The sequence below is a fragment of the Moraxella caviae genome, assembly GCF_002014985.1.
Classification (GTDB): Bacteria; Pseudomonadota; Gammaproteobacteria; order Pseudomonadales; family Moraxellaceae; genus Moraxella; species Moraxella caviae.
Map to the genome: position 1 here is coordinate 1 of NZ_MUXU01000045.1, position 12,882 is coordinate 12,882.

At 47.2% G+C, this 12,882-nt stretch carries 12 protein-coding genes; 4 read left to right on the plus strand and 8 right to left on the minus strand.

The annotated features are described in order from the left end of the window. Window positions 1-317 precede the first annotated feature (317 nt). Together pssA and B0181_RS07540 are read right to left on the minus strand one after the other, a co-directional pair. Window positions 318-1,112, minus strand: coding sequence for a CDP-diacylglycerol--serine O-phosphatidyltransferase (gene pssA, locus B0181_RS07535; RefSeq protein WP_078276904.1), 795 nt, complete (start codon window positions 1,110-1,112; stop codon window positions 318-320). Continuing rightward, a complete protein-coding gene (locus B0181_RS07540) occupies window positions 1,112-2,002 on the minus strand; it encodes a 23S rRNA (adenine(2030)-N(6))-methyltransferase RlmJ (protein ID WP_078276905.1) in 891 nt (296 codons plus the stop codon). The genes pssA and B0181_RS07540 overlap by 1 nt, the downstream gene beginning before the upstream one ends. A 74-nt stretch (window positions 2,003-2,076) precedes the next feature. Between B0181_RS07540 and B0181_RS07545 the strand changes: the two genes are divergently transcribed. After that, window positions 2,077-2,679 carry a 2OG-Fe(II) oxygenase gene (locus tag B0181_RS07545; RefSeq protein WP_078276906.1) on the plus strand — a complete coding sequence of 201 codons (603 nt, stop codon included), beginning with the start codon at window positions 2,077-2,079 and terminating at the stop codon, window positions 2,677-2,679. Window positions 2,680-2,889: 210 nt separating this feature from the next. Continuing rightward, window positions 2,890-4,086 (plus strand): succinyl-diaminopimelate desuccinylase, encoded by a 1,197-nt coding sequence (gene dapE, locus B0181_RS07550; protein ID WP_078276907.1) that lies wholly within the window; start codon window positions 2,890-2,892, stop codon window positions 4,084-4,086. 76 nt (window positions 4,087-4,162) lie between these two features. Here dapE and B0181_RS07555 read toward each other — a convergent pair whose 3' ends face one another. The 4 genes from B0181_RS07555 to iscX all read right to left on the minus strand — a co-directional run bounded on the left by B0181_RS07555 (window position 4,163) and on the right by iscX (window position 6,795). Further along, window positions 4,163-4,384: a hypothetical protein gene (locus B0181_RS07555; RefSeq protein ID WP_078276908.1), complete on the minus strand. Its 222-nt coding sequence runs from the start codon at window positions 4,382-4,384 to the stop codon at window positions 4,163-4,165. Continuing rightward, window positions 4,356-4,658, minus strand: a complete 303-nt coding sequence (locus B0181_RS07560) for a BrnT family toxin (protein WP_078276909.1) — start codon at window positions 4,656-4,658, stop codon at window positions 4,356-4,358. The genes B0181_RS07555 and B0181_RS07560 overlap by 29 nt, the downstream gene beginning before the upstream one ends. A gap of 151 nt (window positions 4,659-4,809) precedes the next feature. Next, a complete protein-coding gene (locus tag B0181_RS07565; protein WP_078276910.1) occupies window positions 4,810-6,381 on the minus strand; it encodes an AbgT family transporter in 1,572 nt (523 codons plus the stop codon). 216 nt (window positions 6,382-6,597) lie between these two features. Further along, a complete protein-coding gene (gene iscX, locus B0181_RS07570; protein WP_078276911.1) occupies window positions 6,598-6,795 on the minus strand; it encodes a Fe-S cluster assembly protein IscX in 198 nt (65 codons plus the stop codon). 396 nt (window positions 6,796-7,191) lie between these two features. Between iscX and B0181_RS07575 the strand changes: the two genes are divergently transcribed. Further along, window positions 7,192-8,721, plus strand: a complete 1,530-nt coding sequence (locus tag B0181_RS07575) for a catalase (RefSeq protein WP_078276912.1) — start codon at window positions 7,192-7,194, stop codon at window positions 8,719-8,721. A gap of 303 nt (window positions 8,722-9,024) precedes the next feature. On the opposite strand, the gene B0181_RS07580 is transcribed toward B0181_RS07575, so the two are convergent. Then, window positions 9,025-10,182: an enoyl-CoA hydratase/isomerase family protein gene (locus B0181_RS07580; RefSeq protein WP_158078950.1), complete on the minus strand. Its 1,158-nt coding sequence runs from the start codon at window positions 10,180-10,182 to the stop codon at window positions 9,025-9,027. Window positions 10,183-10,413: 231 nt separating this feature from the next. Here B0181_RS07580 and yaaA point away from each other — a divergent pair, with 231 nt between their 5' ends. After that, window positions 10,414-11,199, plus strand: coding sequence for a peroxide stress protein YaaA (yaaA, locus tag B0181_RS07585; protein WP_078276927.1), 786 nt, complete (start codon window positions 10,414-10,416; stop codon window positions 11,197-11,199). Between the two features lie 249 nt (window positions 11,200-11,448). Here yaaA and pta read toward each other — a convergent pair whose 3' ends face one another. Further along, complete coding sequence (pta, locus tag B0181_RS07590) at window positions 11,449-12,834, minus strand: phosphate acetyltransferase (protein ID WP_078276914.1); 1,386 nt, start codon at window positions 12,832-12,834, stop codon at window positions 11,449-11,451. Between the last annotated feature and the right edge of the window lie 48 nt (window positions 12,835-12,882).

The window sequence follows — 12,882 nt, forward strand, 5'->3', positions numbered from 1 at the left end:
GTTTGGATTTTAAATAGTGTGTGATGAACATCGTCTGTTTCATCAATCAAGGCTGACTATCATATCATGGTTTTATATAATGTCAAGCACTTTTTTTAATTTTTTTGATGTTGACTTGCTTGTTAAAGCGTTGTCGTCATCAAGTGAGTGCGTATTATACGTTAAAATTGATCAAGGTCAAGTGGTTTTTTTGGGTGGAGTGAAAATAGTTTGTAAGTGTTTGGTTTTATGGGGGTTTTTGGTTGAAAAATTTTCACCAAATACATTTTATATCATCCAGTCGCCCTTTTGTTCACCGCTTTATAATCCTTCTTATATCATTTTTTGGCTCTTAAAGTCGTCCAAAAACCCGACAAGGCGTACACCACGCCAATCGCTAAAATCCCCACAGGCAAATCATACAGCGCCACACCCATGACAAGCACGCCAACAATCAATGCCACAAATGGTACTTTTTGGCGGTCAAATTCTTTAAATGAGTAATATTTGACGTTACTCACCATCAAAAATCCGCAAATCACCGTCCAAGCCGCCGCCATCATTGCTAAAGTTTGCGGAGCGAAACTGGCGTGGTCAATCGCCACCATCACGCTGCTGGTGATTAAAATTGCCGCCAGCGGACTTGCCAAGCCGATGAAATACTTTTTATCCACGCTGCCAATTTGCACATTAAAACGCGCCAAACGAAATGCCGCACACGCCATGAACACAAAAGCGCACGCCAAGCCAAACCGCCCCAAATGGTGCAGCGCATAAAAATACATGAGCATTGCAGGCGCAAGCCCAAACGCCACGCAGTCTGCCAAGCTGTCAAACTGCTCACCAAACGGACTTTGGGCGTTTAACATTCTGGCAGCTCTGCCGTCCATGCCGTCTAGAATTGCCGATAAAAAAATCGCCAAACCTGCCTTATAAAACTGCCCGCCTGCGCTTGCCGTGATGGAAAAAAACGCCGCCAGCATGGACGCTGTGGTGATGAGATTTGGCACCAAATACACGCCACGGCTGACTTGGCGCACGCCGCCTTTTTCTTCGGTTTCCACCACTTCAAAGGCGATGCCGTCATGCTCATCGTGGCTGTCTGGGCTGATTTGCTCGTTTTTATGAGTCATCACTCACCCACCAGCCATTTGACTTTTGCCATCTCTTCAAGTTTCATCGCAGGGGCGTTGTCTGGTTTTAGGATTGGTGCAAGAAATTCTAGGATTTCTTTGGCGTTTTCGTCAAATTGCCAGGGCGGATTGATGACAAAAAGCCCCGTGCCGTTCATGCCGACCGCCACGTCATTTGGGTACAAATTCAGCTCGCAAATCAGCTGTTTTTTGATTTCGGTGCGTTTCATTTTTTTATAAAACAATTCCACCGCTTCAATATTTTTAATCGGATACCAAAGCACCAGCGTGCCTGTGGCAAACTTTTTATGGCTGGCAACCAGCAAATCCACTAAACGGCTAAAATCCTTATGCTCTTGCTCAAATGGCGGATCAAGCAAGACAACGCCACGCTTTTCTTTGGGCGGCAATACCGCAGGCACGCCTTCAAAGGCATTGCGATGATGAATGCCGATGGGCAACTGATACAGCTGATAATTGAGCGCATCGTATTCGTCCGCCACCGCTTCAAAGGCTTCAGCACGCAGCGGCGCATCTGCCGAATGATGCTCGCTGTGATGGGCGATAAACCAAGGCGAACCCGGATAAACGTGGCGGTCGTACTTTTTACGCGCGTACGCCAAATCGTCCAGATACTGATGCACGGCTTTTGGTGTGGGCTTATTAACACCGTTTGCGATGGCGTTTTCTAGTGCGAACACGCCTTTTTGCGCTTCGTTGGTTTTGTGCGCTTCAATGCTGTCCAGCGAGTACAGCCCACGTCCGCCATAAGCGTCCAGCACATAAAATGGCTTGGCTTTTTTGGAAAATTGGGCAAGCAGCTGCAGCAGCAAGATGTGCTTGGCGACATCGGCAAAATTGCCAGCGTGATAGGCGTGTTTGTAGTTCATAATCAGTGATAAATAGGTGCAATTCAAAATATCTTATGGTAGCATAATCAGCGATATTTGGCTAATTTTTATTTATGATGACAACTTTCTCAACCGATTGGCACGCCTTGATTGATGCCAAATTAGAACAATTTTTAACCACTGGCACGCTGTTTTTGGACGATGTGTTTAATGATGACGATTTGGCTGCCTTGCAAGCTGAAAGCGGATTTATAGAATACAAAGAAGCGCATTTGACACATGGCGAGCGAGACACCAGTATTCGTGGCGACAGCATTCGCTGGATTGATGAGAGCTGCCCTGTGGGTATGGCGTATTTGTCTGCTATTGACGAGCTTGGGCGGTATTTTAATCAGACGCTGTTTGCTGGCATTCGCTCATCAGAAGCGCATTACGCCTGCTATCCTGCGGGTTTTGGCTACAAATGGCACACCGACAATCCAGCAGGGCGAGACGAGCGCGTGATTTCGGCGGTGTTTTATCTTAATGACGACTGGACGGATGCAGACGGCGGTCAAATCACCGTGGTGGATAAACTTGGCGAAACCGTGCAATTAACTCCCAAACTCAACCGCCTTGTGATTTTTGACAGCAATTTGCGCCATCAAGTAGAAATCACCCAGCGCAGACGCTTTTCTATTGCGACTTGGCTAAGACGTGATGATGGGGTTTTGTGAATTGTATTAGCAAGAAAACTTGAGCAAAAAAGTTTGAACGAGAAAATAGGCATGCTTATGACATTTTTAATCGCTTGTTTTATTTGCAAGTGTTTTGCCGACTTTTTCAAAACAATTTGCCCAAAACAACTTATCCAAAAAATCATCACTTAATAAACCAAACCCACCTTAAAATCATTTAAAAAATTACGAACAACCCAAGGAAATTCCATGACCCAAACCGCCCTATCTTTATCCATTGAGCTTATCAAAGAGCCGTCCATCACGCCAAACGATTGCGCTTGCCAAGACATTTTAATCAAAGAGCTTGCGCCTTTTGGTTTTGAATGCGAACTCATGCCTTTTGGCGATGAAAGCCTTGATTATCATGCGCCAAATGGCAAAAACGCCCAGATTAAAAACTTATGGGCAATCAAAAAAGGCGCAGACAGTAGCGCGCCTGTCTTATGCTTTGCAGGGCATACGGACGTTGTGCCAACTGGCGATGAAGCGGCGTGGACGTATCCGCCATTTTCAGCGACGGTGGCGGACGGATTTTTGTGGGGGCGTGGCGCTGCCGACATGAAAACAGGCGTGGCAGCTTTTACCGTGGCGGCACAAAATTTCATCAACAAGCACCCAAATCACAAAGGCAGCATTGCCCTGCTCATCACCGCTGACGAAGAAGGCGTGGCGATTAACGGCACAAAAAAAGTCGTGGACGCTTTAAAGGCGCGTGGCGAGAAAATTGATTATTGTCTTGTGGGTGAGCCGTCCAGCACCGCTACGCTGGGCGATGTGATTAAAAACGGACGCCGTGGCTCGCTAAACGCCCGCCTGACGGTAACGGGTAAGCAAGGCCACATCGCTTATCCGCATTTGGCGGTCAATCCCATTCATGCGCTTGCGCCTGCGCTCAATGAACTGATTGCGACCACTTGGGATAATGGCAATGACTATTTTGATGCAACCAGCCTGCAAGTTTCCAACATCAACAGCGGCACAGGCGCAACCAACGTCATCGCCCAAACTGCCGAAGTGCTGTTCAACTTTCGCTTTTGTACCGAAAACACCGCCGAGACACTAAAAGCCAAAACCCACGCCATTTTTGACAAGCACTTTGCCGCATCAGACGCACGTTATGAAATTGAATGGAATTTGTCAGGCGAGCCGTTTTTGACCGAAAAAGGCGCATTTGTGGACGCTTGCACTGCCGCCATCAAAGCGGTTACTGGCACGGACAGCAAGCTCAGTACGTCTGGCGGCACATCGGACGGACGCTTTATCGCCCCTGTGATGAACGCCCAAGTGGTCGAGCTTGGCGTGCTAAACGCCACCATTCATCAAATTGATGAGCGTGTGGCGGTGGCGGACGTGGAAAACTTAGCGAAAATTTATGAGCGGATTTTGGAAGAGATGGTGTTATAAAGTTGCAAACTTAGTTCCAAAATCACCGCCAATTTGCCATAAAAACTCACTGTGTGCTGGCATGGTGAGTTTTTACTTAGGCAAACAGCACTCTAATCATTGCATTTAATCGTTCTCTATCTTTTGGTGTGTTGTGCTGCTTAATGACTTGCTGCACATCACGATCAAAAAAGTCCGCCAAGCGATCTTGCGCTTGCTGTGCTTGCGCCTTGGCAATTAATGGGTGCTTGACAGGCTTGGCATTTTCAAAATCAAACCCATCAAAATAATCAGCGTTTTCGTTGATATATTTGCTCATGTTTTCTTTCCGCCTTTATTGCTGTGATCAGTCTGATATTTTCTCTTAATGTCCAGCCAACCACCAAGAGCCTTGCTCGATTACTAAGCCCAATGGTGATAAAACGCTGTTCGTCATAATCAAATCTTACATCTTCATAAGTCAGTTCATTTTCATCAAAAAATACAGTACACACTTCAACAAACTGTATTTTGTGTGACTTTTGAACCTTGTCAGCTTTATCATCATCCCATTCAAAAATCAAACCGTTAAGTTCATATCTTGTCGTTGGCATGGCTCAAAACAAATCCCTATGTGCTTAGTTTATGTCTTAAACAGTACCATAAAAAATGTTCAAAAACAACATGCTTTAAACATCATTTAAATATACCCCATGAAAAAACCACCGCCCCTTGGTGATGGTTTTTCTCATTAAAATCAATAAATTAAGGCGTGTAATAGGTCGCTGAACCCGGCCCAACTGGCAAACCAAAACCAAACACCCACACGCAAAACAGCAGCGTCCAACCCGCCAAGAAAATCATCGAATACGGTAGCATCATCGCCATCAGCGTACCCACGCCCGTATCTTTCTTATAACGAATCGCCACCGCCATAATCAAGCCAAAATAGCTCATCATTGGCGTGATGATGTTGGTCGTGCTGTCGCCAATACGATACGCCGCCTGAATCATCTCTGGCGCATAGCCTGTCAGCATCAGCATTGGGATAAAAATCGGTGCGGTAATCGCCCACTGTGCCGAAGCCGAGCCAAGCATTAGGTTAATCAGCGCACAAATCAAAATAAAGCCCACAAGCAGCAAAGGCCCGGTCAGACCGATGTCATTTAGGAAATTTGCGCCTGCCACTGCGGTAACTTGCCCCAAATTTGACCAATTAAAAAAGGCGGTAAACTGCGCAGCAAAAAACACCAGCACCACATACATTGACATAGAACTCATGGCGTGGCTCATGGCGTTTACGATGTCGTTGTTGGTTTTTAGCGTGCCGACAATCTTGCCATACACAATCCCCGGAATCGCAAAAAACACAAAAATAAACACCACAATACCGCTTAAAAATGGCGAATTTGCCACCAAACCTGTCTCAGCATTGCGCAGCACGCCATCGGCAGGCACAATCGTCCACGCCAACAACACGCAAAATATCGCCATGCTCACGCCAGACCAAATAAGCCCTTTCTTTTCTAAAGCGGTGAGTTTGTCCATCTTAGCTTGCAGTACGCTTGGGTCGTCTGCGTCCGCTGGATTGTATTTGCCAAGACTTGGCTCAACGATTTTTTCGGTAACAAAATAGCCAAGCACACTGATCAAAAAGGTGCTGACCGCCATAAAATACCAGTTGGCTTCTGCGCCCACGATATAATCAGGGTCAATGATACGCGCCGCTTCTTGGCTGATGCCAGACAGCAGCGGATCGACCGTACCCAGCAGCAAGTTGGCACTATAGCCGCCAGACACGCCAGCAAAAGCTGCCGCAAGTCCCGCCAAAGGATGTCTGCCCAGCGAATGAAAAATCATTGCCGCCAGTGGAATCAGCACCACATAACCAAGCTCAGCGGCGGTGTTTGACATGATGCCCGCAAAGACGATGGTCAAAGTAACCAGCTTTTTCGGCGTGTTCATCACAAGTCCGCGCAAAGCCGCCGAAATCATGCCAGAGCGCTCAGCAATGCCCACACCCAGCATGGCAACCAGCACCGTACCCAGCGGCACAAAACCTGTGAAATTTTTCACCAGATTTTCTACGATTTTTGCCAAGCCATCGCCACTGAGCAAATTCACCACATAAATCATGCCGTCTTCGCTGCGCCCTTTTGCGCCTTCAGGTCTTGGGTCAATCACCGAAATCCCCATAGACGAAAGCACTGCCGAGAGTATCAGCAAACCCACAGACAGCCACACGAACAAAATCGCAGGGTGCGGTAAAAGATTGCCAAGCCATTCCACCGTTTTTAAAAACCGCTGCATACGTCCAGAAGTTGCTTTTTCTTGCATTGTCGTTCCTTGTTTGAATGATTTTAGATGGATTGCGCCATCGTTATCATGCGTTGATTGATTATATTTCGTACAATATGTTACAGCCTAACCATTAAAACACATCAACGCAAGAAAAACAAACTTTTTATTACATATTGTATGCCGATTTTTTATCAATAAATGACAACCAATAAAAAACGACCCGAAGGTCGTTCATGATGCAATAAGCAGTGCTTACAACTCATCAAGCCACGCCATTTGAATGGCTTCTAAAATGCGCTCGTTGGATTTGTTTGGGTCGTCCGCAAACTCTTCAAGCTCGCACACATAGCGGTGCAAATCGGTAAAACGAATGTACTGCACATCTTCATCGGGGTATTTTTCCGCCAAAGCGATGGCGATGTCTAGGGTATCTTGCCAAGTCAAAGACATAAAAATTCCTTGTGTTGGTTGTGTTGTTTAAAATTACCAGCAAATCACGCACAGTTTGGCGCAATTTTCAGCCGTCAGCCAAATTGTAACAAAGCCTGCAAAAAATTGATACCAAAATTTGACAAAAACCGTTTCGCGTCACAAAGGCTTGTCATAAACCTGTGCTAAATTAGCACAACATTGCATTAAAGCAACGAAAATAGCAAATCAAACCCGTGAGTCGCACCGAAAATCGCTTTATTTGATAAAATCCATCATTTTTGCTGATTATAATTTAAAAAAATAAATCAAAGATATAAAAATTCATCATTTTATCAATGATAAAAAATTTGCCATAATGCTCGCACAAACAAATTCACCAATCAATCCATCAACAACCCTATCCAAGGAGACGTTATGAGCGACATCAAACAATGCCCATTTCATAATCTTACTATGAATAACGGCGCGCCTGTCGTGGACAACCAAAACTCTATGACCGCAGGCGCACGCGGCCCACTACTAGCCCAAGATTTGTGGCTGAACGAAAAATTGGCTAACTTTGCTCGTGAAGTAATTCCTGAGCGCCGTATGCACGCCAAAGGTTCTGGCGCATTCGGTACTTTCACCGTAACGAACGACATCACCAAATACACTCGTGCAGCGATTTTTAGCCAAGTTGGCAAAAAAACCGAAATGTTCGCACGTTTCACCACCGTAGCAGGTGAGCGCGGCGCAGCAGACGCTGAGCGTGATATTCGTGGTTTTGCGCTAAAATTCTACACCGAAGAAGGCAACTGGGACATGGTTGGTAACAACACGCCAGTATTCTTCCTGCGCGACCCACGCAAATTCCCAGACCTAAACAAAGCTGTAAAACGCGACCCACGCACCAATATGCGCAGCGCAACCAACAACTGGGATTTCTGGACTTTGCTGCCAGAAGCACTACACCAAGTTACCATCGTGATGAGCGACCGTGGTATTCCAGCCAGCTATCGCCACATGCACGGTTTTGGTAGCCACACTTACAGCTTCATCAACGCCAACAACGAGCGTTTCTGGGTGAAATTCCATTTCCGCACTCAGCAAGGCATCAAAAACCTAACCAACGCTGAAGCAGAAAAAATCATCGGTCAAGACCGTGAAAGCCATCAAAAAGACTTGTACGAAGCCATCGAACGTGGCGATTTCCCAAAATGGAAAATGTATGTACAAATCATGCCAGAAGCAGACGCTGAAAAAGTGCCTTACCACCCATTTGACTTGACCAAAGTATGGCCAAAAGGCGACTATCCGCTGATTGAAGTGGGCGAGTTTGAACTGAACAAAAACCCAGAAAACTTCTTCATGGACGTTGAGCAATCTGCTTTTGCACCAAGCAACCTAGTACCGGGCATCAGCGTATCGCCTGACCGTATGCTACAGGCTCGCTTGTTCAACTACGCAGACGCACAACGCTACCGCCTAGGCGTAAACCTGCACCAAATCCCTGTGAACGCACCACGCTGCCCAGTGTCTAGCAACCACAGAGACGGTCAAGGCCGCACCGATGGCAACTACGGCAGTGCGCTACACTACGAGCCAAACAGCTTCGGCTACTGGCAAGAACAACCACAATACGCAGAGCCACCACTAAAAATCTCTGGCGATGCGGCATTCTGGGATTATCGTGAAAACGACAGCGACTACTTCAGCCAGCCACGCGCTTTGTTTGAACTGATGAACGACGCAGAAAAACAAGCCTTGTTTGAAAACACCGCTGCTGCGATGGGCGATGCACCTGATTTCATCAAATATCGCCACATCAGAAACTGCCACGCTTGCCACGAAGCATACGGCGCAGGCGTTGCTAAAGCACTTGGCTTGACCGTTGCTGACGCAATCAGTGCTTATGAAACTGACCCTGCTAAGCACCTAAAAAGCTGCCTAGCGCCAAAAGCTTAATTTGATGGCTTAAGTTTAAACCTCGGTTTAAAAACTTCGGTTGACAAACTTAGTCTAAAATTCAAGCAAATAAAAACGCAGATTTCGGTCTGCGTTTTTTGTTTTTAAAGCCATTTGAAATACCAAGCGTGATAAAAAAGTTGGGTTACACTTCGCTAACCCACAGCCATCTTACCATGCAATTTACACATCAGAATAAATGACGATAAGTAAGTTGGGCTCAGCCAAGCGAAAACCCAACCAATGCGAAACGCTGATATAAATACACTAAATTGCACTTATACCAACCCATCAAATTTGCACTCACCACCCATTTTCAAAAAACTGCGCCAGATATTCGTCAGGTAAATTTTGCAAGGTATAACGCCATTTTGGATTTTTATCCTTGTCAATGAGCAGCGCACGCACGCCTTCTTTAAAATCGCCACGCACCACGCACTGTGTCGCCACACATTCTTCCATCTTGAAAATTTCACTCAAAGCCACGCCCTTTTTCGTGGTGCGCAGCGCATGAAAAATTCGCCACGTCAGCGCCTTGGTGGTGGCAGAGCCTTGTCTGTAGCTGTCAATCGCCGCTTTAATCCACGCATCATCGCCTGTGTAATTTTGCAAAGCACTGTCCACCGCCAACAAATCACCTGCGTTCATTAGGCGGTTAATTTCATCAAGCGCAGACAGCACTTGACTTGGCGGATAAGCACGGTGATATTGCTGCAAAACCTTGCTCACCAGTGCGTGCGCATCGTTTTTTGTCGCTTGCCAATCCGCCTGACACAGCGTCGCCAGCAGCGCATCAAAATCATCATGCGCACAAAATGCGTCCGCCAAGCCCAAATGCAAAGCGTCCGCACCCGTAAAACGTGCGCCCGTCAAACCCAAAAACAGCCCCACCTTGCCCAGCATATGATTTAAAAAATACGAACCGCCAGCGTCAGGAAACAACCCAATACTCACTTCAGGCATCGCCATCAGCGTACTGTTAGTAACCACCTTATGACTGGACGCCGCCAAAAGCCCCAAGCCGCCGCCCATCACCACGCCATTACCCCACGCCACAATCGGCTTAGGATAGGTGTGCATGGCATACATCGTGCCGTATTCATGGATAAAAAATTCTTTGGCAAGCTGAATTTTCTCGGCAAGTAAGCCGTCCTTATCAGCAGACGCCAAATCCTGCTCATCAATGCCGTGCGCGTGCAGTGATTTAATGTCCCCGCCTGCACAAAACGCCCGCTCGCCACTGCCTGTCAAAAGCACCATCACCACGTCATCATCTGCCGCCCACGCATCAAACAGCACACGCATGGTGCGCACCATTTCTAGGTTTTGGGCGTTTAGTAGCTTGGGATTATTTAAAGTCAGATGGGCGATTTTATGTCCGCTTGCGGTGGCGATGAGCGTGCTTTGGATAAATTCGCTTTGGCTTGGTGTGCTTGAAAGATTGGTATTTGGTGTTGTCATGGCAAATCCTTTTTTGGCTATTGATTGGTTGGTTGATTTATTGACTACGTTTTGATTATACAAAACTGCCCACAAAAAACCAACCACCCAAAACAATTTTCGCCCAGCCATCGCCAATCGCCAATCGCCAACTTTAATTTTGCCAAATCCAGCCTTTATTTTCCGTAATTTTACCAAAGCCGCATTTTGCTTTATAATGGGCTTATCTTTTTAATCATTGACGGATTGCGTATGTATTTTTTATTATCGCCTGCCAAAAACTTAGACGAAAAAACACCCCTGCCACCAGCGGCTGCCACGCTTGAATTTAGCCAGCCTGCGCTGATTGAGCACGCCGCCACACTCATGCAAACGCTCAAAAAAGCAGACGTGATTGACCTACAAGAACTCATGCACGTTTCGGCAAAAATTGCCGAGCTGAATGTCGCGCGCAATGCTGCGTGGAGCTATCCTTTTGATGACAATGCCAAGCCAGCCGCCTATTTATTTGATGGCGATGTCTACACAGGGCTTGACGCTTATCAGCTTGATGGCGATGAAATGCGCTATCTGAACACGCATCTTGGGATTTTGTCAGGGCTTTATGGCTTGCTGCGTCCTTTGGATATGATGTTGCCGTACCGCTTGGAAATGGGTACGAAATTTAAAACGCCACAAGCGGACGATTTGTACCAATATTGGGGCAGCACCATCACCGATTTAATCAACGAACGCATGGCGCAAAATGGCGCAGACACGCTGGTTAATCTAGCGTCCAACGAATATTATGGCGCGGTGCAGCCCAAAAACATCAAGGCACGTATCATCACGCCACGTTTTGAAGATTGTAAAAACGGCAAATATAAAGTCATCAGTTTTTATGCCAAAAAAGCGCGCGGCATGATGGTGAATTTTGCTGCCAAAGCCCAACTGGAAAGCCCTGAAGGCTTAAAAGAGTTCAACACGGACGGTTATTATTTTGCCAGCGATGTCAGCGATGATAAAACGTGGGTGTTCCGCCGCGAAGAATTGGTATGAAATTAAGGTGAAATAAATTAGTGAGATGAAATTGGCGAAACGAAATTAATGAGATGAAATTGGCGAAACGAAATTAATGAGATAAAATTGGTGCGATGAGCTGGCATGGCAAATAGACAAACTTGCCATTCATCAAACCAAACTCAATCGCATCAAATCTAGCCGTCCAAATCCAATTACGCAAACCAAACCCATAAAAAAACGCCTTGCACCGATGATACAAGGCGTTTTACGTTTGGTTCTAAACCATCACACCGCTTGAATGGCGGTCAAAGCGATGGTAAAGACGATGTCATCAACCAAGCAGCCACGAGACAAGTCGTTCACAGGCTTGTTCAAACCTTGCAGCATTGGACCCACGCTTACCACGTTGGCGTTACGCTGTACTGCTTTATAAGTGGTGTTGCCCGTGTTCAAATCAGGGAAAATGAACACATTAGCCTCGCCTGCCACCGCTGAATTTGGCGCTTTTGATTTGCCTACGCTTGGCACGCTGGCTGCGTCAAATTGCAATGGGCCATCAACCGCCAATGCTGGCGCTTTTTGGCGTACGATTTCCACCGCTTCTTTCACCAAATCCACGTCAGGGCCTGCGCCTGAGTTGATGGTTGAGTAGCTAATCATCGCCACTTTTGGCTCAATGCCAAAGGCGCGCGCTGATTCTGCCGACTGAATGGCGATTTCGGCAAGCTGCTCGGCAGTTGGGTTTGGATTCACTGCACAGTCGCCATACACCACCACTTGCTCTGGCAAAAGCATAAAGAATACGCTTGACACCAAAGAATACTGCGGCGCAGTCTTAATCAACTGAAACGCTGGGCGAATGGTGTCTGCCGTGGTGTGTACCGCACCTGATACCAAGCCGTCCACATCACCAACGTGTAACATCATCGTGCCAAGCACCACCGTATCTTCTAGGGCAGCGCGCGCACCTGCTTCATCAATCTTGCCTTTGCGGCGCTCCACCATCGGCGCAACGTACTTATCCGCCACCGAACTTGGCTTGATGATTTCGATGTCGCTTGGCAACGCCACGCCGCGCGCCTTGGCAACTGCAGCAATCTTATCTGGATCGCCAAGCAATACGCACTGTGCGACACCACGGCTTTGGCAAATCGCCGCCGCTTCAACGGTGCGTGGCTCATCACCTTCAGGCAATACGATGCGTTTTTTGGCGGCTTTGGCTTTTTGTACCAGCGCATGACGAAATGCCGATGGCGACAGCTTGCTTGGGCGGTCGTTGGCTTTTAAAAGTGCAGCGGCAGCTTCAGCGGTTGCGGCTTGACCCACCACACGCTCGCCAAATACTTGCTTGGCGATGGCAAGTAGCGCATCATCGCCCGCAGCGTGTACCAGCACCACGTCAGCGTCTAGGGCGTGCGCTAGGTTTAAATTCACCTTGTCAGCATAGCTGTGCGCTAGGCTTACGCCTTTTACCACCTTGATGGCTTGGCTGCTTTCGCTGTTTTTGGCGAAAACCACTTCCAGCAAATCGTCCAAGTTGTCATTGGCAAGCGCGGTTTCAAAAGCCGCTTGACCCAGCACATCAAATGGCGCAAACACCGCATCGCTGGCTGCCACCACACCGTCAAAATCCGCCTGCGCACTGACAGGCACAAATAAAATCGTTGTCATAAATTATCCTTGAAATTAGCAAAGCGCTAAATCAGCAAACCGTTTGTA